21 protein-coding genes are annotated in these 22,722 nt (G+C 56.0%); 12 read left to right on the top strand and 9 right to left on the bottom strand.

From position 1 onward, the window contains the following. The 4 genes from H7846_RS00680 (at position 1) to H7846_RS00665 (ending at position 5,217) form a co-directional block, all read left to right on the top strand. Entirely contained in the window at positions 1-498 is a 498-nt protein-coding gene (locus H7846_RS00680; protein WP_186694398.1) for a MarR family winged helix-turn-helix transcriptional regulator, read from the top strand. Positions 499-568: 70 nt separating this feature from the next. Further along, on the top strand, positions 569-1,393 hold the full coding sequence (locus H7846_RS00675; RefSeq protein WP_186694396.1) for a carbohydrate-binding family 9-like protein: 825 nt from the start codon (positions 569-571) through the stop codon (positions 1,391-1,393). Between the two features lie 159 nt (positions 1,394-1,552). Further along, entirely contained in the window at positions 1,553-3,523 is a 1,971-nt protein-coding gene (gene asnB / locus H7846_RS00670) for an asparagine synthase (glutamine-hydrolyzing) (protein ID WP_186694394.1), read from the top strand. After that, positions 3,409-5,217, top strand: a complete 1,809-nt coding sequence (locus H7846_RS00665; RefSeq protein WP_255460754.1) for an ArnT family glycosyltransferase — start codon at positions 3,409-3,411, stop codon at positions 5,215-5,217. The genes asnB and H7846_RS00665 overlap by 115 nt, the downstream gene beginning before the upstream one ends. Before the next feature lie 9 nt (positions 5,218-5,226). Here the strand turns inward: H7846_RS00665 and H7846_RS00660 are convergent, their stop codons facing one another. Continuing rightward, positions 5,227-7,710: a TonB-dependent receptor gene (locus H7846_RS00660; RefSeq protein WP_186694392.1), complete on the bottom strand. Its 2,484-nt coding sequence runs from the start codon at positions 7,708-7,710 to the stop codon at positions 5,227-5,229. Positions 7,711-7,844: 134 nt separating this feature from the next. On the opposite strand from H7846_RS00660, the gene H7846_RS00655 reads away from it, so the two are divergent. Further along, entirely contained in the window at positions 7,845-8,318 is a 474-nt protein-coding gene (locus H7846_RS00655; RefSeq protein WP_186694390.1) for a metal-dependent transcriptional regulator, read from the top strand. A gap of 27 nt (positions 8,319-8,345) precedes the next feature. On the opposite strand, the gene H7846_RS00650 is transcribed toward H7846_RS00655, so the two are convergent. Genes H7846_RS00650 through H7846_RS00635 form a run of 4 tightly spaced genes read right to left on the bottom strand, consistent with a single transcriptional unit; the run spans position 8,346 to position 10,734 of the window. Further along, on the bottom strand, positions 8,346-9,101 hold the full coding sequence (locus tag H7846_RS00650; protein WP_186694388.1) for a secretin N-terminal domain-containing protein: 756 nt from the start codon (positions 9,099-9,101) through the stop codon (positions 8,346-8,348). Then, entirely contained in the window at positions 9,098-9,652 is a 555-nt protein-coding gene (locus H7846_RS00645) for a hypothetical protein (RefSeq protein ID WP_186694386.1), read from the bottom strand. The genes H7846_RS00650 and H7846_RS00645 overlap by 4 nt, the downstream gene beginning before the upstream one ends. Positions 9,653-9,684: 32 nt before the next feature. Further along, positions 9,685-10,239 carry an RNA polymerase sigma factor gene (locus tag H7846_RS00640; RefSeq protein ID WP_186694384.1) on the bottom strand — a complete coding sequence of 185 codons (555 nt, stop codon included), beginning with the start codon at positions 10,237-10,239 and terminating at the stop codon, positions 9,685-9,687. A 54-nt stretch (positions 10,240-10,293) separates the two neighbouring features. Then, positions 10,294-10,734 (bottom strand): SRPBCC domain-containing protein, encoded by a 441-nt coding sequence (locus tag H7846_RS00635; RefSeq protein WP_186694382.1) that lies wholly within the window; start codon positions 10,732-10,734, stop codon positions 10,294-10,296. Positions 10,735-10,876: 142 nt separating this feature from the next. Between H7846_RS00635 and H7846_RS00630 the strand changes: the two genes are divergently transcribed. After that, on the top strand, positions 10,877-11,623 hold the full coding sequence (locus H7846_RS00630; RefSeq protein WP_186694380.1) for a hypothetical protein: 747 nt from the start codon (positions 10,877-10,879) through the stop codon (positions 11,621-11,623). A gap of 27 nt (positions 11,624-11,650) precedes the next feature. Here H7846_RS00630 and H7846_RS00625 read toward each other — a convergent pair whose 3' ends face one another. Then, the gene (locus tag H7846_RS00625) at positions 11,651-12,802 is read right to left on the bottom strand and encodes a M20 family metallopeptidase (protein ID WP_186694379.1); all 1,152 of its coding nucleotides are present in this window, start codon (positions 12,800-12,802) and stop codon (positions 11,651-11,653) included. 150 nt (positions 12,803-12,952) lie between these two features. On the opposite strand from H7846_RS00625, the gene lpxC reads away from it, so the two are divergent. After that, a complete protein-coding gene (gene lpxC / locus H7846_RS00620) occupies positions 12,953-13,873 on the top strand; it encodes a UDP-3-O-acyl-N-acetylglucosamine deacetylase (protein ID WP_186694377.1) in 921 nt (306 codons plus the stop codon). Between the two features lie 17 nt (positions 13,874-13,890). Further along, entirely contained in the window at positions 13,891-14,355 is a 465-nt protein-coding gene (gene folK, locus H7846_RS00615) for a 2-amino-4-hydroxy-6-hydroxymethyldihydropteridine diphosphokinase (protein WP_186694375.1), read from the top strand. Positions 14,356-14,362: 7 nt separating this feature from the next. Here folK and H7846_RS00610 read toward each other — a convergent pair whose 3' ends face one another. From H7846_RS00610 to arsM, 3 genes are read right to left on the bottom strand one after another with little or no spacing between them, the layout of a single operon-like run. Continuing rightward, complete coding sequence (locus tag H7846_RS00610; protein ID WP_186694373.1) at positions 14,363-16,474, bottom strand: S9 family peptidase; 2,112 nt, start codon at positions 16,472-16,474, stop codon at positions 14,363-14,365. Between the two features lie 51 nt (positions 16,475-16,525). Continuing rightward, entirely contained in the window at positions 16,526-16,939 is a 414-nt protein-coding gene (locus H7846_RS00605) for an arsenate reductase ArsC (RefSeq protein WP_186694371.1), read from the bottom strand. Continuing rightward, entirely contained in the window at positions 16,939-17,796 is an 858-nt protein-coding gene (gene arsM, locus H7846_RS00600) for an arsenite methyltransferase (RefSeq protein ID WP_186694369.1), read from the bottom strand. The genes H7846_RS00605 and arsM overlap by 1 nt, the downstream gene beginning before the upstream one ends. 87 nt (positions 17,797-17,883) lie before the next feature. On the opposite strand from arsM, the gene H7846_RS00595 reads away from it, so the two are divergent. The 4 genes from H7846_RS00595 (at position 17,884) to H7846_RS00580 (ending at position 22,710) form a co-directional block, all read left to right on the top strand. Beyond that, the gene (locus H7846_RS00595; RefSeq protein WP_186694367.1) at positions 17,884-18,291 is read left to right on the top strand and encodes an ArsR/SmtB family transcription factor; all 408 of its coding nucleotides are present in this window, start codon (positions 17,884-17,886) and stop codon (positions 18,289-18,291) included. Next, positions 18,291-19,400 carry an ACR3 family arsenite efflux transporter gene (gene arsB, locus H7846_RS00590; protein ID WP_186694365.1) on the top strand — a complete coding sequence of 370 codons (1,110 nt, stop codon included), beginning with the start codon at positions 18,291-18,293 and terminating at the stop codon, positions 19,398-19,400. Before H7846_RS00595 ends, arsB begins: the two co-directional genes overlap by 1 nt. Before the next feature lie 107 nt (positions 19,401-19,507). Further along, positions 19,508-21,316 carry a tetratricopeptide repeat protein gene (locus tag H7846_RS00585; RefSeq protein ID WP_186694364.1) on the top strand — a complete coding sequence of 603 codons (1,809 nt, stop codon included), beginning with the start codon at positions 19,508-19,510 and terminating at the stop codon, positions 21,314-21,316. Positions 21,317-21,336: 20 nt separating this feature from the next. Then, positions 21,337-22,710, top strand: coding sequence for a DUF2252 domain-containing protein (locus tag H7846_RS00580; protein WP_186694362.1), 1,374 nt, complete (start codon positions 21,337-21,339; stop codon positions 22,708-22,710). Positions 22,711-22,722 lie beyond the last annotated feature (12 nt).

Genomic DNA, 22,722 nt, shown 5'->3' with positions numbered 1-22,722 from the left:
ATGGCGAGATCAGGAATTCCAGGAGGGGCTTCGGCGGGTTTTTTAGTGGCCCAGGTGGGGGCTCATGCGGCGATGCGGTTTGCTGAAGCATTGAAACCACATAGGTTTCGCCCCCAGGATGCGGGGATTCTGCGGCTACTGTCGTTTTCGCCGGGGATATCGCAACAGGACCTTGCGCGGAGACTGGGGATGTATGCGAGCCGGCTGGTGGGGGTTCTGGACGAGCTGGAGGAGCGCGGTTTGATCGAGAGGCGACCTTCGGAATCGGACCGAAGGCTCTATGCGCTCTATCTGACCAAGGAGGGCGAGGTCGCGCTGGAGACGATTGGCCGCGTTGCGCGTGAGCATCAGCGTTCGCTGTTCGAGAGCCTGAGCGCAGAGGAGCAGGAGACCCTGGCATCGTTGCTGGCGCGTGTGGCCGAGCGCCAGGGGCTGACGTCGGGAGTGCATCCGGGGTTCGGCAAGATTGGAACGGATAAATCTAAGGCAGAAGTCTGATTCATCCGAAGGAAGGCTTGAGAGATGATATTGAGATCGTTTCTCTGACATTTGTTTGAAGGAGCCTTGGATGCTTTTTGTTTCGAAGAGTGCTGGCTTTGTCTTTTGTGCCTTCATCAGCTCGGTGTCTTTGCTGGCTCAGAATGTACCCGTAAAAGAACCACCACCTCTTCCTCCACCTGCCGGGGAGCCGAAGGTCTATCAGGTCACTCGAACTACGGGGCCGATCGATATCGATGGCAAGCTGGATGATGCGGCATGGAAGAAAGCCGCATGGACCGATGACTTTGTTGACATCGAAGGAGACATCCGTCTGAAGCCGCGTTTCCGTACACGAGCCAAGATGCTGTGGGATGACCAGTATCTGTATATTGCTGCCGAGTTGGAGGAGCCGGACGTAAAGGCGACTCTGACAAAGCATGATTCGGTGATCTTCCACGACAACGACTTCGAAGTATTTCTTAAGCCGTTGCCGAAGGAAGAGGGATACTTCGAGTTTGAGATGAATGCTCTTAACACCGGTTGGGACCTCTACCTGAACAAGCCTTATCGCTTTGGAGGCAAGGCCGATAACAGCTGGGAGATGGAGGGGGCGAAGACGGCTGTCGCGATTCAGGGAACCCTGAACAATCCCGCGGACAAGGATGAAGGATGGACGCTGGAGATCGCGATCCCGTGGACTGCCTTTGCGAGTCGCCAAGCTGTGCCTAAGCCGAAGGTCGGGACGGAGTGGAGGATCAACTTCAGCCGGGTGGAGTGGAAGGCAGGGCAGCCGAAGGAGGACAACTGGGTCTGGTCGCCACAGGGAGTGGTGAATATGCATGTTCCTGAGCGGTGGGGATATTTGCGGTTTGAAGGCCGAGAAAACCCAATTAAAGACGCAGCAACCCGCTAAACGTTATCCGATAAAGACTTAAAAAAATTTTTGATGTGATCTAAGGTCGAAATGTTGCTCTTTGATGACAAAAAAAACAGGAGGATTCCTTTAAAAACATAATTTCGAAAAAAGTTTCGCGTATATTGGGAAAAATTATAGATAGGGCTTTCCCCAAAAATGTGCGGAATTGCGGGATTTACCCACGTTGTACGTCCTTTTCTACCCGAGAGGATTCACCAGGCAGTTGCTTCCATCATTCACCGTGGTCCTGACGACCAGGGGGTGTGGCAAAGTTCCTCGATCTCTCTTGGCGCGACTCGGCTGCGGGTCATCGACACGGCGGCTGGCGGGCAACCGCTGACTTCCGAAGACAATGATGTCGTTGTTGTCTTTAACGGCGAGATTTACAACCACGCCGAGCTGCGGCAGCAGCTGATCGCCTGCGGACATCGCTTTCGAACCACATGCGATACCGAAGTCGTGCTGCGTGCTTTTATGCAGTGGGATACGGCCTGCATCGAGAAGCTGCGCGGGATGTTTGGCTTTGCCGCGTGGAGGGAGTCGCGCCGCCGCCTGGTTCTAGCGCGCGATCGAATGGGAATCAAGCCCTTGTATTATGCGCGGGCTGGACGTGACATCTATTTCGGCTCCGAGGTGAAGTCGATCTTCTGCCATCCTGAGGTTCCGCGTCATATTGATGTCGATGCGCTGGATGCCTACCTCGGGCTGAACTATGTTCCCGGCGCGCGCACCCTCGCCGCAGGTGTTCAGAAGCTGATGCCGGGCTGCTTTCTGACCTGGCACGATGGCGAGGTCTCTACACACAGCTATTGGCAGGTGGACCGAATCGATCCGAGCGCGCATACCTCGCTTGCCGATTCGACGGAGCGCCTGGGTCATTTGATCTCACAGTCGGTCAAGGAGCATCTGACAGCCGATGTCCCGGTAGGAATCTGGTTGAGCGGTGGCATGGACTCGTCGACCATCCTGCACTATGCAAGCCAACATGCATCCACACCTTTGAAGACGTTTTCGATCACCTTTGAAGGGCGCGAGTTCAATGAAGCGCCCTATCTGCGCGAGATGGCGACGGCCTATGGAACCGACCATCAGGAGTTGGATCTGGGGCCGTCGACCGTAACGCCGGATTCGATTGCGGAGCTTGCCTACTACGCCGACGAACCGAATGCCGATGCCGGAGCGGTCCCGGTGTGGCACCTGTCGCGTATGTCGGCCAAGCAGGTGACGGTTGCACTGAGTGGCGAAGGGGCCGATGAGCTCTTTGGCGGCTACATCACTTATCTGGCCGATAAGTATGCTCGTCGGGCAAGAATGGTTCCGCGCACCTTGCGCAGGCTCTCTCTGCACTCTGCAAATCGTCTGCCTGCTTCGAACAAAAAGATCGGGCTGGATTACAAATTACAGCGCTTTCTATATGGCACGCTGCTGGACGAGCGCAGTTCGCATGTGTTCTGGAACGGAACCTTTTCGCAGATGCAGCGCAAGGACCTGATGTTGTCGCAGGGAGGCACGCATCTGCTCAAGCTGTTGGCCACTATTCCCGCGCACGGCGATGTACGGCGATTCATGGCGTTCGACCAGGCGTATTTCCTTCCGGATAACCTGCTGGTAAAGGTCGACCGCATGAGCATGGCGCATTCGCTCGAGGTGCGACCTGCATTCCTGGATCATCGCATCGTAGAATTTGCTGCCACACTTCCGGCCCACTACTGCATCCAGGGGCGTAATCTTAAGCTGCTGCTGCGCAACCTGATGAAGGACAAACTGCCGCAGAGGATTACGGCAAAGCGAAAGCAGGGACTCGATATTCCTGTACATGATTGGCTGCGCGGCCATCTGAAACCTCTACTGTTGGATACGCTGAACCAGAAAACGGTCGAGGAGAGCGGCATCATCTCTTGGCGTCATCTTCAATCGTTGATAACGCTTCACATGGAAAGAAAGGCGAACTACGGGTATCACTTATGGGGCATGATGATGTTGTTTCTGTGGATCAAGCAATGGAAGATCCAATGCGGACAGGACATCGAGGCTCCCGAGGACCTCTCGGCAGATTTTTCGAGCATGCCCGTGCAGATACCATCGTCCTTCTCGTCAGCTGCCTCATCTTTCTCCCCCTTGCCCTGAGTCCTCCGCACCTGATGGACGATGTGGACGCCGTGCAGGCCCAGATCGCCCGCAACATGCTGCAGAGCGGCGATTGGGTGACGGCGAGACTTAACGGGATTGCTTATCTGGAGAAGTCGCCGCTGATCTACTGGGTCATGGCGGTGTCGTACAAGGTCTTTGGCGTGCACGACTGGGCCGCGAGACTTCCGCTGGCACTGATCAACATCGCGCTTTGCTGGGTGACTGCGCGCTTTGCGCTGTGGGCATTCGGTCGAAAGGCAGCGATCTACTCGGGGACGATCCTTGCCACCTGTATCGGCATCTTCCTCTTCACGCGCATCCTCATTCCCGACGCCGCTCTGACACTGACGATTGCGCTGGCTCTGTGGGCGATGCTGCGCCTGCTGGATGCAGAAGAGCAGCGACCTACTCGTTGGTTCTTCATTCTGTACATCAGCCTGGCTTGCGGGCTTCTATTGAAGGGGTTAATTGCAGCGGTCTTTCCTGTTGTGATCGGAGGAATCTATCTGGCGATCACTCGGCAGACGTCGTTGCGAGAGCTTGTGCGGCGACTACGCCCGCTGAGCGGCCTGGCCATTGTGCTTGTGATCGCAGCTCCGTGGCATATCCTGGCTACGCTGCGGAATCCGCCATACTTCGACTGGACGATGCATTCGAGCCCAGGCGAGTATCACGGCTTCTTCTGGTTCTACTTCCTGAACGAGCATCTCTTCCGCTTCCTCAACATGCGCTATCCGCGCGACTACAACACGGTTCCGCGGCTGTGGTTCTGGCTGCTGCATTTTGTCTGGCTGTTTCCCTGGAGTCTCACCCTTCCTCTGGCCTTCCGGCAGAGTTATCGCGCCAATGATCGTGCCGGCAGGACGCGTCTGTTGTCGCTGGTATGGATTCTCTTCGTCCTGTGCTTCTTCACGCTCTCGACGACGCAGGAGTACTATTCGCTTCCGATCTATCCTGCGCTGGCGATGCTGCTGGGCAGCCAGCTTGCGACGCGGGAGAGATATCCAAAGTTTGCGCGGATCGCGTTAGGCTCTGTCCTCGCGTTCTGTCTGGCGGCGGTTGTCTTCCTGCTGGGTTATACCGCGAAGCTGCCAACGCCCGGTGATATCTCAGTCGCACTGACGCAGAATCCCAATCTTTATACGCTTTCGCTTGGTCACATGAGCGATCTAACGCTGCGCGCCTTTGCGTATCTTCGTCTGCCACTGGTCCTCGCCGGATGCGCTCTGTTGATCGGAGTCGTCGGACTGTTTCGCGCTCGCAGAACAGGAGCGATCGTGGCGGTGCTGGCAGTGACGATGCTGATCTTCATTCAGGCGGCACGACAGGCGTTGATCACTTTCGATCCTTATCTCGGCTCCTACCAACTGGCCGAGGCGCTGGAGAGCTCGCCCCCCGGTCAGCTGATTGAAGGCGATGCCTACTATGCTTTTTCTGCAACCTTCTTTTACACAAATCGCACAGCCCTGTTGTGGAACGGAAGGAGCGCAAACCTGGAGTACGGCAGCTACGCTCCGGATGCAAGGCAGGTATTCATTGGTGATGCGGAGCTGAAGAACTTATGGCTCCGTCCGCAACAGACATACTTGCTGGTCTATGGAACGGACATGCCACATCTGACGAATTTGCTTGAGAAGCGTTTTCGAGTCGTTGCTACAAGTGGCGGAAACTATCTTCTGGCAAACCAATAGGCATCTTCCCTAGAAACGAATTGAGAGTCCTGCCTGCAATGTGCGGGGAGGAATGAAATGGGTCCCGCTGAAGGTGGAGAGAAAGTTGTAGAGTGCGTCTTTGTTGGTCAGATTGATTGCAGTCACATGCGCGCCGACGCTGAAACGTTCAGTATGGAAGATATTGTCGTTCCCGACTGAGAGATCGAAGAGAGTTCGTGGCATCACGCGGACGGGATTGCGGTCTTCGTCCTCAGTGCCGTATGGAGGGATGCGAATGCGTGTGGCCCCAAAGGCCTCAGGGCTGCACTCGCGAATGGCATAGTTGGGTGTCGCACGCTCGCTGGCGCAGAAGAGTCCCATCTGAGCTTGCTGATTGGCTGTGAGCTGAAGCGCATCGAGGTAGGTAGGCACAGTGTCGGGTAGAGCAAGTCCGCTGTTGTAACGCCAGGAGCCGCCAATCCACAACTGATGCGATCCGACTAGACGCGATGGAAGCTGATAACGGAAGTTGGTGGTCTGTTCGAACTCCTCGCCGTGGTCGATGCGGAAGACTGGGACGGGAGGGGGCGGGCCGAAGATGAGTCCACCGACTTGCGGAGTGAAAAAACGCGAACGCACGTGGCCCATCACGCTGTAGGCGTTGAGGCCGTGCCAGTCGTTCAGGCTGACACGTAGAGCGAGCCCGTCGATCTTCGATTTACGCCAAGCCACGCTAAACGTGATCGGAGTATTGAAGAGCGTGTCGAAGTCGAAGGCTGTGCGGGTGAACTTCCAGTAGTAGTCGGCGTCGACGTTCAGGTGATTACCGAAGCTCTGCTCAAAGCCGATGTTGAATTGGTTGCGTGTACCGGGACGAACAGGTTCAGAGCGATAGGTGGCGAAAGGATTTTTACTGGTGGTGTCGGCAGACGATTCATTCGCGAAGATGAGGTTCTCGTTGTAAGGAGTCTCATAGAGCCGCGCATAGGAGCCGCGAAGCAACGTGGAACCCAGACGGTAGCCGATGCCGAGGCGCGGCTGGATTTGGCGTCCGCGGCTGAGTCCGTTGTAGATGTCGTAGCGCAGGCCAGGGCTGAGGAGCCAGTGGCCCCACTTGATGTCGTCCTGTGCATAGAAGGCCGCTTGTTCGATATCGGCAGTTTGGTCGAAGTCGTAGAGTGTTCCGCCGCGTGTCAGATCGTAGGGTAGAAGATTAGCAAGAAAAGCAGGGTTCGCCGTGTAGTCTTCTTTTGCGCAATCGCTGGAGTCTGAGATGCCAGGTGCGACGATTGAATTTCCCGCACTATCGATGCAGGGCGCGTTGTAGAGCGGGTCGGTCAAGGCAATCGAGAAGCGCTCGTGTAGCAGAGTGTGCCAGTAGGTTCCACCAATCTTCGCGGTGTGCACGCCTTTGGCGTAGACGGTCTCGAGACGAAAGCCGGTGTTGGTCAGCATACGGTTCTGCGCCATGGTCGCGGTGGTGTCGGCCAGAGGATTGGCCGAGGGGAAGTACTGCGCTTCTTCGTGTCGATAAAAGGGCGTGAAAGCGGCCAATAGCGATGGCGAAAAGATGTAGTTCCAGCCGAAAGCGATGTTCGCGTTGCGAATCTGGCTACGTTGATCCTGCTCTGCGGCGGCAGTGTCGTAGCTATTGGGTGTCTGGAACCACGAACGGCTTCCGCCCAGATTGAGGTGGAAGAGATTCTTATTACCGGGCTGCCAGTCAATGCGGTCAAAGAAGCCTTCGCTGTTGCCGTGGTCGTGCAAAGGCACGAACTCGGGCGAGTCGAGAAAACGGCCCGAGCCCTCGCCGTGGAGCGCAACGAAGTTACCCCAGCGTTTGCCGCCCGCTCCGAGCACAAGGCCTGTGCCCCAGGTGCCGAAGCTGCCGTATTCGCTGGAGAGGGTCCCGGAGGGCCTTCGTCCCAGGCCGGAGCGGGCATTCACGGTGATGACCAGGCTGGTTTTGTCGCCGAACTCTGCCGGTGGCGCTCCTGTGATGGCCGTCAGGGATTGGATGATGTTGGTGTCGAGTTGATTGGAGAAGACCTTGGCCTGCTGATCGGTGATGGGCTGCCCGTCGAGCGAGATGGAGGTATCGGCGTGCTCGCCCAGCGGGTGGGCGAAGCCGTTAGCGTCGGCGGCGACTCCGGGAGTAGTTCGAGTAATCAAATCGCTGAAGCCCGTAGCGCGGTTGAAGAAAGGAATCGCAGCGATCTGCTGTTCGCTGAGCACCCCTTGAGCAGTAGGGATGTTGGCCTGGAGTTGCTCGCTTCCGGCGGAGACTGTCACCTGCGTATTGGCTGCGACTGCGAGACGTATCTCTACCTGGGATTCTTCGGCAAAGATATGGGTAGCGGTAACGAAGCCCTCGGCAGATGCGGTCGCGGAGCAGGGAGCGGTGTCCGGAGCGGTAAAGGTCGCAGTGCCCTGAGTGTCGGTTACCTGGCGGAGGTCCCTCTGTCCCGCACATTGCAGAGTTACTTCCGCACGAGGGAGTATTGCTCCGGTTGCATCCTCGACTATGATCATGAGCGAGCGTTGTTGACCCGATGCTGAAAGAGAGCAGAGGGTAATAAGTGCCCCAAAATTTAATAAGCGAATCATTTAGGTTTGCCTAATTTTGAATTTAGGTTAACCTAAATCATAAGACGGGACATGTCCAGGTGCAGGTAAAGAGAGTCACAAGCGAATCGATCGACGACTACCTGAAAGCGATCTATCGCCTGGGAGGGGAACAGCAGCGCCGTGTAGGCAGCTCAGAGCTTGCGGAGAGGTTGGAGGTGGCTCCCGCTTCCATCACGAATATGTTGCAGAAGCTGGCTGCGGAACGTCGTCCATTGATTGATTACGAACGTGGCCGCGGGGTTCGTCTCTCGAACGCGGGGCGTAAACGAGCTCTGGAAATCGTGCGGCACCACAGGCTGATCGAGACATTTCTCTTTGAAGTGCTCGGATATCCGATCGAAGAACTGCACGACGAAGCTGAGCGGCTGGAGCACTTCATCTCAGAGCATTTCGAAGCGAGAGTAGCAGCGAAGCTGGGCAATCCGGAGCGCGACCCACATGGACATTGCATCCCGGCAATGGATGGTTCTATGCCATCAAGCCATCTGGTTTCGTGCAACTGCTCGCGATAGACAGTTCTTGTGCTGGCTACGCTCCTCCTATGGGTTGAGAAGTTCGATGGTTGCCTGAATCTCGATGCGACGGGTCGTGCCAGCAATATCGAGTGAGCCGATGGTGAGGGGCTTACCTGGGGCGAGAACGGCACTACCCTCGAAGATAGATTGGCGGATGATGGGGTCCTGCGCAAGGGCGCTGGTGCGATCTTCGACAACGCTGGACTGCTCAACTTTAGTCTTGAGTCGGGGAACGCCAGCAGCATCATCGATAGTTGCTTCAAAATTCATTCCAATGTCGATATAAGAGACTTGGCTTTGAAGGTCTTTCGGGGTGGCCCCTGTGAAGATGGGTATTTTGTCTCCTTGTCTGAGGATGGCATGCTGACCGGAGACAAGAACCATAGAGTAGTGTTGGTCGCCGACACGCTTTGTACCTGCGAAATCGATGAGAGTGTAGATGAGGCGGTAGGTCTTCCTGGGCTTGTCGAGCTCGCTGATAACTTTTTCGGCTGTGTCTATGCTCTCGGTGGGTGCTTTCATAATGATGGCATTCTGCGAAGGCACGAGGGTGATGTGGTCACGTGGATCCACATTATTGCGCAAAGCCATGAGGAGCTCATTAGCCTCTGCTTGCATTGTTATGTTCTTAAGGTGGAAGACACGAGTGATGGTAGGGCCATAGGGTGGACGTTGCGGTCCCAGCGTGGTCTCCGAAGTTTGGGCGAAGGCATTGAGAGTTAGGACTGTAGCGAGAGCAAAGCCTGCGATGAAGCTCATATGGGAGCGTGCGGATATCATTCACTTTCTCCGATTTTGATGGGTGGTGGTTCAAAGAATGCCTGGAATTCAGCAGCGTCCTGCTTTTCCTTTGCAGCTTTGCGGTCGTTACTGATCTGAGCGAAGTCTTCTGTACGGCCTTGACGCGTCATGCGTAGCAGAAACCGTTCCTGCTCGGTGAGGGGAATGGGAGGCGCGGGCGTGCTGATGGGGACAGCTTCGTTTGCGTCGGCTTCTTGCCGCGGGAGTTCGGCCTGCACTCGCCTGAGTTTTGGCACTCGGATAAGAGGCGGCGCGTGGCTAGTGACGGGTTCAATGCCCGCACCCGGAAGCAAAGACTGCGGAGTGACTACGGCTGCGGCGGGTGGTTGCGAAGCATGTTTTGCATGTCTGCCGCTGAAGAAGAAAATGGCGAGCGCAGCCGTCATCGCGAGAGAACATGCTCCAGCAATCTTTAGGCTGGCTGATGACAACGCAAGCCATCTCGAAGAGGGCTGCGTCCTGCGTTCTCCAAGTGCTGCAAGAATACGATCTTCCATTCCCCGAGGTAGAGGTGAATCTCTCAGACCCATGAGGACTCTTTCGATATCTCTTTCCGGATGATTCATCGGCTTCCTCCTTTCTCAAGTCTCTGGCGCAGGCGCGTGCGTGCACGAAACAGCAGGGCTCGAACAGCGGATTCGGTTCTTTCAAGGACAGTTGCGATCTCGGGAGTACTGAGCTCCTCCAGCGAAGAGAGCAGCAGGACGTGGCGTTCGGCGAGAGGGAGCCGTTCGATCTCATCAAGAACTGTCTTCATGCGTCGAGATTCATCCAGTGCCTGATCGGCGGGTAGGTTTGCGGCGACAAGGCTCTCAGCGAACGCTTCGTCTATCTGTGTCGTCCGTGTGGCTCGGCGGCGATCAATCGCGAGGTTCCATGCAATACGCGTGAGCCAGATGCGCATGTCGCGAATTACCGGGAGCGTTCCTCGATGCTGAAGCACGCGAAGAAAACTCTCCTGCACAACATCTTCTGCGTCAGTGTGACTACGCAGGATGGAGTAGGCAACGCGATAAAGCAGCGAGGAATAGGTTTCCACGAGAGCGGCGAGGTCGATCTCCGATTCGGCGCTCTTTATGGAAGACAGCAATACCAGGCTTTCCTCAAACGATGCCATAGGGTCCATCTATCCAGTAAAGACGGCGAACCTGGAATTCCGCTCGGGATTATTTCAGTGTGGCTTAAATGTTTTGCCTGTTTCGATCAGTGTCTTGAGGCGAGAGAGAATGCGGGGCCAACCATCCGAACAGGGGGAGTAGTCGGTATTGTCCTCTGCCCATTGATCATGAGTCACTGTGACCTTGGTGGCTTCGGTTTCCGGCACGAGTTCTATGGTGACGCGAGAGAACTTGGTGGATGAAAAGGTGGCGAAGGTATATTGCAGTAATTTGTGCGGCTTGACCTGGATGACTTCGCCGCGAACGTAGGTCGTGCGCTTGCCATCCGCTCCAGTGCCAATCCAGTTCATCGGGCCACCGGGCCTTAGCTCAACTTCCAGCTCAGATCCCATAAAGAGGATGCGATTGGATTCCGGGGAGACGAACCCCTCCCAAACTTTATCTGGCCGTGCAGCGATATAGAAGACAAAGCGCAATGGAGCTTGTTGGGACATTGGGAACCTCTTTCGCTCAGAGGAATATGTGCGTCGAGTATAGCTACTACTGTTCGTCTTCGTGACTTAAACCTTGACCTGAATGAAGTTACTGAAAAATCATTCATCCTAAATGAACAGAAATGTCTTTTAATGGAAGTCAATGAGCGTATATCGTTTTCTGTCCTCCTCTGCTGTTCTTCTTGCGTTTACGGTGTCTGTTGCAGTGGCATCTGAGCCCACTTCAGATTTTCCCGGCGCTTCGGATTTTCATGTTCTCACCCGGCCTACTAACAGCTTCATCATTGGAGCGAGACACATCGATAACGATGAGTATGCGATTCCGCTGGGACCGGTGGAGTCCAACTCCAAGGAACTAGGCAAGAGTACAACGGTTACTGGACCAATTGATGTGCTGGCTTATGCCGGACCCAAAACGGCTTCGTCGCTGACGACATACACGACACTGACCAGTCAGTTGACAGCCGCAGGGTATACGGAGGTATGGAGCTGCGCGCGCAAGACCTGCGGCAGTGGTTACTCGTTGGCCACGATTCTCAGCCAGCCCACGATTGATTCCATCCATGTCGGCAATTGGGCTTCATGGATGATTGATAGCCTGGATGCGACTAACGATGACGTTCGTTATGGGACCTTTCACAAGGGTAATGAGTACATGCTGGTAATGGGAGCGCTGTCGCCCGGCTATCCCTCCGGTGCGCTGGTGATCCGTGTGAATGGGCCGGCGACTGAGTCAGTGCTGCAAGAAGCATCGGCCAATGCGGATGCAGATTCATCGCGTACGGCTGCTCCTGCGGCGAGTACACCGGCGACGCAATCGAATCCTGCTGCGGCTTCCGATAAAGTGAAGTCGAAGGCTCGCTCGATTTGGAACCAGATTCCGCGATAGCTCCGCCGGTCCGGGTGCGATGATTGTCTAAGGTGTAGTGGCAATCATCGCGGCCAGGAGAGCCGTGCGCGGAACGATGTGTTCCTTCACAATATGCTCGTGTGCGGCGTGGGCTCCTGCGCCGATTGCTCCCATGCCGTCGAGCGTGTGAATTCCCAAGGCGGCGGTGAAGTTGCCGTCCGAGCCGCCACCGGTAGAAGCTTCCTCGAGATCGAAACCCAGATCGGCAGCCAGCTGTTTCGCCCGTTTGAAGAGAGCGATGGTTCCGGCCTTGCGCTCCATGGGGGGGCGGTTGATTCCGCCGGTGATGGTGAGCTTGCAGGCTGGATCGATAGGTTTGAACGAACGGAAGAGGCGATCGACCTTCTTCTCGTCGCTGGCGCGGGCGATGCGCACGTCCACTTCGGCGTGAGCTTCGGCGGCGATCACGTTGGAGCGGGTTCCGCCGGAGATGACTCCGCAGTTTACGGTGAGTCCGCGCTTGAGGTCGGTGAATCCGGAGATGCGCTCAATCTGTCGCGCCAGTTCAAGCACAGCGGAGTGGCCGCGTTCGAAGTCGACGCCAGAGTGTGCCCCGACACCAGTGACGTGCACATCGTAATGGCCCACACCTTTGCGCGCGGTCTTCAAAGCCAGCCCTTGGGCAGGTTCCAGAACGAAGACCGCGGAGGACTCTTTGGCGAGCCGTTCTGTAATGGGGCGTGAGATGGGACTGCCGATCTCTTCTTCACTGTTCAGCAGCAGCGTGATCGGGCGCAGAAGTTTCAGATCGCGCAGGACCGAGACGGCTGCGAGTGCCATCATCACTCCGGCCTTCATGTCGAGAGTGCCGGGGCCGAAGATCTTGCCATCGGCTTCGCGCCAAGGCATGGATTTGAGGGTACCTAACGGCCAGACCGTGTCCAAATGTCCGAGCAGGAGGATCGGCTTTTGCTTTGAAGAGCGTGGGTCGGAGCGAAGTTCCCCGAATTTCAATTCAAAGACATCCCCGAATTTTTTTTGCCGATGACGTTTAACCCGGCCTCCTAATGCAACTGCCCACTTCGCCGCAAGCTCCTGGGCGACGTTAATTGCAGCAGGGTCTTCACTTGGGCTTTCTACGCGGACGAGTTGCTCGAGATGGTCCAGGAACCAAGGGAGTACAGTTTGCGTGCTGGCGAGAATAGCCTGAGGGTTCATTTTGTAATCCTATTGATAGGAAACAGTTTAGCTTGAAGAAATCCTTGTAAAACAACCGAAAGAGATGCGAAGGTGTGTCTTTTTTGCCACACCAAAAGGCATTGACAGCCCTGTAACCTAACAGACGGATTGTAGCGGAGAAGTTGTCTGGTGGCATCGGACCCTCATTTTGAGCGAACAGTTCGCGCGGCGATTGAGTTCTGTGGAGTAGGACTACACAGCGGCGCACCGGTGTCGATGCGATTCGTCCCGGCTCCTGCGGGCTCAGGAATCGTCTTCCGCAGGACCGATCTCGATAATTTTGAAGTTCCGGCGACAGGGCGGAACGTTGCCAAGGTAAGTTATGCCACCAGCCTGATGCGGGGCAGCGTACTGATCTCGACGACAGAGCATCTGCTCTCGGCACTGATCGGCTACGGCGTCGATAACGTGATCGTAGAGATCGACAACCTTGAGGTACCGATCCTCGATGGCAGCTCGTTGCCGTATATCCGCGCCTTTGAAGAGACAGGTTTAAAGCAGCAACGTCGCAAGCGTGAGTACATGCGCATCCTGAAGCCCGTTGAGGTACGGGATGGAGAGAAGTTTATCGGCGTTTATCCCGGTGAGGGCTACTCGATCGATTACGTCATCGACTTCCCGGAACCGATCGGCTATGAGAGATTGCAGATCGATCTGGCTGCGGGAGATTATGCAAAACTGATCGCCCCGGCACGAACCTTTGGGTTCAAGGAAGATGAGGCAATGCTCCGAAATATGGGGCTGATCCGCGGAGTCTCCGATGAGAGCGCGATCATCCTTTCGCGCACAGGGGTGGAGAACGGGCCGCTCAGATTTTCTGATGAGTTTGTGCGGCACAAAGTGCTGGATTTGATTGGCGATCTTGCCCTGGCGGGAAGGCGTATCGAGGGCAGTGTTGTGGCTGAACGGGCTGGGCATGCAATGCATACGGCCCTGGTGCAACGCCTGTTGCGCGACCGTTCGTCGTGGGAGCTGGCGCATGGCCACGAGGAAGCGCAGGAGATGAAGACTGAAAGGGTTCCGGCACATCTGCAGCCGGTAACTGTCTAAACGGGTTTGACTAGTTAATGGGCGCTGCGGCAATTGCTTTAGGGTCGAATCTGTCTTCGGGTTTCGGCGACCGAGAGGGTAACCTGCGTGAGGCGTTTCAACGGTTAGCGGCTCTTGGACAGGTTAGGGCTGTGTCGGGGTTCTACGACACCGAGCCGGTGGGCTACCTGGATCAACCACGATTCCTGAATGCGGCTGCGATTCTGGAGACAGAACTGACTCCGGTTGAGCTGATACGCGCTTTGCTGGAGATTGAGCGATCGATGGGGCGCGAACGGGTGATCGCCAAAGGGCCGCGCGTGATCGATCTGGACTTGCTGCTGTATGGAGACAAGATTTTGAATACGGCAGAGCTGACCCTGCCTCATCCGGAGATGCATTCGCGGCGTTTTGTGCTGGAACCGCTGGCTGAGATTGCTCCGGACTGGGTGCATCCGGTGCTCGGTCAAACTGTGACGGAGATGCTGGCGCAGCTAAGCTGATGGTTCTTTATTGAGATCGGCGATCTGAAGTTGGCATATTGAAGTGACGTCCGAAGAAGTCTGCTGTCAGTCCGTAGGCGGTAAGCCAGCTACGATGCATGAGGAAAGAGTGGATTTCGTCGGGGAAAACGTGTTCCTCGAACTCGACTCCCTGGGCGCGTAACGCCGCTGCCATTCGGACGGTCTGGGAGAAGGCTACGTTGCGGTCATCGTCTCCCTGGATCAAGAGTACGGGCGATTTCCATGTCTTGATGGAGGCCATGGGAGAAGATTCGAAGGCAATGCGAACGATGTTCGGGTCTACGCTGTTTTCTCCGGACTGTGAGCGGAAACGCGCAGACCAATCGTGTACTCCGTGGAAATCAACTCCTGCGGCGAAGAGGTCTGAGGAGCGTGCCAGGGCCAGTGCTGTCAGATAGCCACCGTAGCTTCCGCCCCAGGCTCCAATGCGTGCTGGATCGACATCGGAACGGCTCCGCAGATAGAGTCCTGCGCCCTGGACGTCGTTGTACTCGCTTGCTCCGCTGATGCCATAGTTCAGAGCTTCGCGAAAGCTCAATCCATAGCCAATACCGCTGCGGTAGTTAACCGAGAGAACGATGTAGCCGAGGCTGGCCAGATACTGGTTCATCGCATAGGCGTTGGAGTAGTAGCCCATGTAGTGATAACCCAGCAACATCTGTCGTCGGGAGCCGCCGTGGAAGAAGACGAGCGCGGGGTGTCGCTTACCATCGTTCGCGGTTGCGGGCAGGAACAGTTGACCGTGAATCTTCATACCATCCGCCGCGGAGAGAATCACCTGTTGTGGAACCACGAGTTTGTTGGCTGGATAATCTGCTGGCACCAGTTGGGGTGCGAGGTCGCGAAGCTCTCCGTTCGTGGAGACAAGTGCGGGACGGACCGGAACACGTGCATCGGAGCGAAGCACGGCAACGGCTCCGCCATCAGTTATGACGGGATGGACTTCGATGCCGTCTCCTTTGGTGAGCTGTCGTGGGGCGGCGTGGCCGTCTGCGGCAATCTGCCAGACATGTCGGCGGTCGATGTCACCCTGATTGGAGCTGAAGACTAGATTCGCGCGGTCGGGACTTGTTGCAACGTGCTCGATTTCAAAGTCTCCGGGAGTGAGGAGTGTGGCTGTTCCACCGTTCGCGGCAACAGAATAGAGATGCAGCCAGCCGTCGAGCTCTGAAGCGAAGATGAGATGGCCACCGGGTGTCCAGAAGAGTTGGTGATCCTCGGTAGCCAGAGCATGAAAGACGCTGCCTTGCCCTTTTGCTGCGCGCCATATCTCGTGGCCCGCTCCGGTCGTTACATCTGCGGTATGGATGGACCAGGGCTCGCCGGTGCGATGTGCCCCCGGGTGACGGGACTCTCCAGCGATGCGGATGAAGGCGATCTGCCGACTGTCTGGTGACCACTCGGGATATTGGTCGGTTTCGGTCGACGGGTCGAGGTAGATGATGGTCTTCTCGCTGACGGAGTAGACACCGATGAAACCGTGGTCACCGCGGTCGCTGGTAAAGGCGATGTAACGTCCATCTGGCGACCATAATGGTGGGCCAAGTTCCCCACGCGCATGAAAGATCTGTTCTGGCTTAGGGTCGTTCTCTGATAGAGGGAGGCTCCAGATGCCGTCTTTATGGAGAAAGGTGAGAGTCTTTCCATCCGGAGAGACACTGGGTGAGCGTCCAGCTGCGAGTCGACGGGGCTGACCGCCATCGATGGGGACGATGAAGATGGTCTGTTCTACTCCGCTGGCGATGAGGGCGGGATTGGGATCGGGCCGGCCTGGAAACTCGAAGTCTCCACCGTGCACATAGACGACGGATCTTCCATCGGGAGTCCAGGCGATGTCGCTGAGGTCCTGGCCATCATCGGCGGTGTAGTTGGTGAGCTGCTTTGCGGACGATGATCCGTTCAGTTCGGCGGTCCAGAGGTTTCGTTTGCCCTCCTGGCTGGCGACCCAGACTATGCGCGAGCCCTTGGGAGAGGCATGTAAATCGGAGTTAAACGGAGCGCTCATGACCTGCTGGAGCGTAAAGGTCTGCGCAGGGGCTGGAAGAAGAGTTGCGCCAGAACAGATGAGAAATGCAGCCAGGGTGAGGGTTCGGATCATTGCGCGCTCGCAGCAGAGAAGATGTTGAATCGCCTGCTGGAACAAGATACCTCAGAGACTCCCGGTTGGGAGGAGCTGTTTCTCCATCAGTAGAGACCGCACCCGATGTTCGATCTCTTCACGAATGGGTCGGACTGCCTCGATGCCCTGACCTTTGGGGTCCGGTAGAGGCCAGTCGGCGCGCTCGAGACCAGGAACATAGGGACACTCGTCTCCGCAGCCCATGGTGATGAGCATCTCTGCTCCGGTTGCGAGTTCTTGAGTGAGCTTCTGCGGCTTTATCCCTTCAAGGTCGATGCCTACTTCGCGCATGGCCTCTATGACGACCGGATGTACACGTTCGGCGGGTTGCGTACCGGCGGAGATCGCATGGGCTCGCTGCGGGTCGGCAAGATGGTTGAAGAAGGCAGCGGACATCTGCGACCGGCCAGCATTGTGTACACAGGCAAAGATAAAGGTTCTCATTACGTCCTCGGCTTCAGTGCGTAGATCTTCACGCTTGCTGCGGCTGCGTTGACGTCATAGGTGGATAACAAAGAGGAGAGGTCTTCGTGCAGTGTAGCTGTGCTTGGACTACAGCAAGAGGTTCCGGAGTTGCCGCCTGCTGGCGAGCAGCATCCCGACTGGTTTTCGATCTTCGTATAAGCATTGAGGTCTGCGCCAGTATCGATGATCTCAATGTGTTCGAAACCGGCGGCACGCAGACCGGTACGGTACTGTTCGATCGGAATTGCACCAGCGATACAGCCAACATAAGCAGCGAGGCTGGTTGCGACAGCTTCGGGCAGCTCGCCTTTAAGGGCGATATCGCTGATCGCAACTCTACCGCCGGGCTTGAGGATGCGAAAGATCTCATGGAAGACAGCCTGTTTGTCTGGCGCGAGATTCACGACGCAGTTGCTGATAACGCAGTCCGCTGTTGCATCGGGAAGTCCGGTGCGGTCGATGGTCGCATGATGGAACTCAACATTCGAGTAGCCGCCCGAGGTCGCATTATTTCGGGCCCGCTCGATCATGGCTGGCGTCATATCGATACCGATAGCCTTGCCTGTGGGGCCAACTTTCTTTGCTGCGAGAAAGACATCGAGGCCTCCGCCCGAACCCAGGTCGACCACGACTTCGCCGGTTTTCAGATGCGCAGTTGCCGTGGGATTGCCGCAGGAGAGGCCCATGTTTGCGCCAGACGGAATGGACGTGAGCTCTTCGGTGCTGTAGCCAAAGGCCTCGGCAACGGCCTGCACGCCGGCATGGTCATTCGAGAGTGAGCTGTCGGCTACAGCTCCATATTTCGCTTTTACAGATTCGATGACTTGTTCGGACATTTTTTCTCTTCCTTTTTGAGGAAATACATATCTGATTTAGCGAATATATTCCTTGACTTTCGTATTCGTCAATACGAATATGTAAATATGGCAAAAGCGACATACGATATGGAGCGATTCTTTCAAGCGCTGGGGGACAGAACGCGACTGCGGTTGCTAAACCTGATGGGCGAGCAGGAGATCTGCGTCTGCTACTTTGTGGAGATCCTTGCGCTTCCGCAACCGAAGATCTCGCGGCATCTTGCTTATTTACGTTCTGCCGGAATGGTTGAGGCCAGACGGGAAGGAAAGTGGATGCATTACCGGATCGCGATGCCTCCACATATCGGAGCAACACAGATCCTGCGGGAGACGATGTTGTGGTTGAAAGAAGAGAAGGAGATGCGGGCTGACAGCGCACGACTCACGAAGGCTTGTTGTGCGCCAGCGAAGTTCGCCGCATTACAAGGCGCACCGTTGCCGGGGATTGCCAGCGAATGCTGTGAGGCGTGCTGATGGCAGCCATTCCTTTTACGCAAGGTAAAGTCTGTTCTCCTGCAGCGCGGAAACAGCTTTCTTTTCTAGATCGCTACCTGACGCTATGGATTTTTCTGGCAATGGCAATCGGCGTTGCGATCGGTCATTTCATCCCTGCTTCGGCCGACTTCGTAAACAGCTTTCAGGTGGGAACAACCAATCTACCGATTGCCATTGGCCTGATCGTGATGATGTATCCTCCGCTCGCCAAGGTCCGCTACGAAAAACTTGGCGAGGTTTTCCGTAACCGCCGTGTGCTTGGCCTATCGCTCGTACAGAACTGGCTCGTGGGTCCGGTGTTGATGTTCGGGCTTGCCACGCTCTTTCTGCATGGCTTCCCGGCGTATATGCGCGGTCTAATCCTGATCGGCATTGCGCGCTGTATTGCGATGGTTCTTGTATGGAACGAGCTTGCCGAAGGAGACACGGATTACGTTGCCGGTCTGGTCGCTTTGAACTCAATCTTCCAGGTTGTCTTCTACAGTCTTTATGCCTGGGTATTTCTGACGGTGCTACCGGTCTGGTTTGGTCTTGAAGGTGCAGTCGTCCATGTCAGCATCGGCGAGCTGGCAAAGAGCGTCGGCCTCTATCTGGGTGTTCCGTTCATGGCCGGTCTCCTGACTCGTTTCTTACTACTTAAAGCACGAGGTGAAGAATGGTATCGGCTGCATTTTCTCCCGCGCATCAGTCCACTCACCCTGATTGCACTTCTCTTCACGATTCTGGTGATGTTTTCGCTCAAGGGCGATCTTATCGTGCGTCTTCCGCTCGATGTCGTTCGCATTGCGGTGCCACTGGTCATTTATTTTGCTGTGATGTTTCTGGTCAGTTTCTGGATGGGCAAACGTCTCGGCGCTGACTATGCGCAGTCGGTGACACTATCCTTTACGGCTGCTGGGAACAATTTTGAACTGGCAATCGCGGTTGCGGTGGCTGTATTCGGCTTGAACTCCGGGGAGGCCTTTGTGGGTGTCGTTGGACCGCTTGTTGAGATGCCTGCCTTGATCTCCCTCGTTAACGTAGCTTTCTGGTTGAGAAATCGGTATTACAAGCTACAAGAGAGAGATTTGGCACAGTCTTCACACTGAGAACGAAACCGGATTCGACCCCCAAGGTGAACCAAAAAGCGCTGCTGGTGATAAGCCTTTCTGAAGACTATGCTGGGATATCGCCGATTGGCTTTGGACGAGGTTCTATGGGGTGTCGAGAAGTTGTTGTGCTGGGAGTCGTTGTTATGGGACTGGTGCAGAGGTCCATCGCAGCGCAGCAACCGATGTGTCACAGCACGAGCGCGCAGGATGCAGTGGGGATTGTTGTACCGGAGAAGCTCCCTCCGCCGGTGAAGATGACCGGTATCGGTAACAGCACGATGAAGATTACCGCAGCCAACGATGAGGCCAGGGAGTGGTTCATTCAAGGATTGAACCTTCGGCATGATTTCTGGGATTACGAGGCTGCGAAGGCTTTCGAGCAGGCAGTGCGTTCTGACCCGAATTGCGTGATGTGCTACTGGGGTCTATACGAGACGGCGAACTTTCGTGGGGATAGTAAAAGCTGGGGTGAGGCTGCGCTGAAGCGAGCAGCAGATCTGGCCAAGGACAAAAAGCGAGCGACGAAGGCGGAGCGGCTCTATATCGAAGCTGCGCTGGAGGACCAGAAGCAGCATGCGGCACGGTCGAAGAATGGACCGAATACGGGTGGTAATAAAGCGGAGCCTTATAAGGATTCTGCCGAGACGAAGGTTCTGCGCAAGTTAGTGAAGATGGAGCCGGAGGATGTGCAGGCAAGAATTTATCTGGCTGAATCGATGATGGACGGTTTCGACAGAAAGGGCGAACCGAGGCAGGGTACGGCTGAGGGGCAGAGAATTCTTACGGACATTCTGAAAGAGCATCCGGACGACACCGCAGCCAATCATTACTGGATCCATGCGGTCGAGCCGGGCAATCATCCGGAGCTTGCGCTGGAGAGCGCAAAACGTCTCGGCGCGCTGACGCCTGCCTCGGGACACATGGTGCATATGCCAGGGCACATCTTCTGTCGCGTAGGAGACTATGAGACGGCGCGCCGGTCTTTTGAGAATTCGATGCATGTAGATGAGGCCTACATGCGCGCGCAGGGTGTAGGGGTTGCGGATGACTGGAACTATGTTCATAACCTGATGTACCTGATTGCCGATCTGATGGAAGCGGGCAGAGTGACTGAGGCAATGGAGATCTCGGCGAAGCTGACGAAGGCTCGCGGTGAGGTGGGACCGACGTTGTATCGGCATAGTCCTCGGGATGGCATGACGCGACTGAATGTAGCGTTGCCGGTGCTGTTGCGGGCGGGAGCATGGGAGAACGCGACGCAAGTTTTGGAGGCGAGCAAGCCTGATCCAGAATGGAAGAACCTTACGGAATTGCGCGATGCGATGCTGAACTACACGCGGGGGCTTTCAGCACTGGAGCGCGGAGATGCGAAGCGGGCGCGAACGGAGAGTGATGCGCTGGATGTCTACGTAAAGACGAAGCCGATGACTCCGCCGGACGATATGCCGGGAATGGCGGGGATGTCGATGTCGAAGGATGCGATGGCCATGCCGGTGTATAGCTATCTGGATGTTGCGGCGATGGAACTGCGCGCAAGTGTGTTGCTGGCGGAAGGGCGCGGAGTGGAGTCCGACGCACTGTTCAGCAAGGCAGCAGATGCGGAGAAGGAGCTGGGGTATCGCGAGCCTCCGTTCTACATTCGTCCTGTGGAAGAGACGCGTGGCGATGCTCTGTTGTGGGCTCGACGCTTTGATGAGGCGAAAAAGGCTTATGAAGTAGCGCTGACTCAGCGTCCGAACACGGGTTTCGCTCTGTATGGAATGGCGCAGGCAGACGCAGGTGCAGGGCGCCGAGCCGAGACGACTCAAGACTATGCGCGATTGCTGAAGGTATGGGCCAGTGCGGATCCGAACCTTCCACAGATGCAGGCAGCGCGGCGTTGGATGGAGAGGCAGGCGGTTGACGGAGAGTAGGTTGTCCTAAGGAGCATGCGATGAAGCTTCTTCCAAAAGAGCGTTGGGAACGAGGACGTCAAAAACGGAAACAGGTCCGGAGAACGGACCATGCAGTGTGGAGTCCTGAAAAACGTCAGGCGAACACACTGGAGCTAATGAGGGCTTCAATGCGTGGCAGGGTGCCCTCTCTGATTGAATTGAAGTATGCGCGTATGGCGGCTTCGCCGTTCGGGTACTTCCGCGGTGCAGTTCCAGTGATGGCCTATGACCTTTCGCGGTTGAGCAACACAGGGATCGAAAGCCAACTTTGCGGTGATGCCCATGTACGGAACCTGGGAGCGTTCGCAGGTCCAGATGGACGAATGGTCTTCGACATCAACGATTTTGATGAGACGATTCGCGGCCCATTCGAGTGGGATGTAAAGCGCATGGCGACGAGTCTGATGCTTGCCGGAAGAGGGACGGGCGAGAAGGAGCCTTATTGCCGCGATGCAGCGCGAGTGTTTGTTGAACGATATCGCGAGATGATGCTGGAGTTTGCTCGGATGCCGGTACTGGACATGGCGCGGTATCAGGTGCATCGACTGAAGAGCACAGTCTCTGTGGGCGGGCTGCTCCAGATGGCGGAGAGAGCAACTCCGATACATACGCTACAGCAATTGACGGAGGTGCAGAAGCAACGAATTGGAAGATCGCAAGGCGAAAAGAAGCGAGTCTTCAAGTCGGAGCCTCCGGTGTTGACGCGGCTTTCAGGCGCAGCAGCAAAGAAGGTGATTGCTTCGTTGAAGACGTATGAGAAGAGTATTCAACCGCAACGAAGAAGGTTTCTGGAGCAGTATAGGCCACAGGATGTGGCGTTCAAGGTGGTGGGGACGGGGTCGGTCGGGATGCGAGACTACTGCATCTATATGGAAGGCAATGGAGCCAAGGACCCACTGTTTCTGCAGATTAAGGAAGAAACGGTATCGGCATATGCTCCGTATCTTGCGAAGGACAGAAACGCGCCACGACATCAGGGCCAGAGGGTTGTTGAGGGTGAAATTGCCATGCAGTTGCAGTCGGATACATTTTTGGGCTGGACGACGTTGGAAGGACGCGATTATCTCGTGCGTCAGTTGAATGATCACAAGGCGTCGATTCAGGTAGAAGATCTGCGAGATACGGAGCTGTTAGAGTACGCCGAGGTTTGTGGCGAGATGCTGGCGCGAGGGCATGCGAGGTCGGGTGACTGCGAAGAACTAGCGGGATATCTCGGTGGCTCGCAACGATTCGATGATGCCGTGGTGCAGTTTGCTGTTGCGTATGCCGATCAGACGGAGAAGGATTGGAAGGAACTGGTGGGTTGGATGAAAAAGAAGCCGACGAACGCCAGAACTAAGTCTGCCAGGAAGAGAACTTCACGTAAGCGTTAACGGATAGAGTTC

This window comes from Edaphobacter sp. 4G125, from assembly GCF_014274685.1.
Taxonomy (GTDB): Bacteria; Acidobacteriota; Terriglobia; order Terriglobales; family Acidobacteriaceae; genus Edaphobacter.
This window is presented reverse-complemented; position numbering and strand designations above follow the sequence as displayed.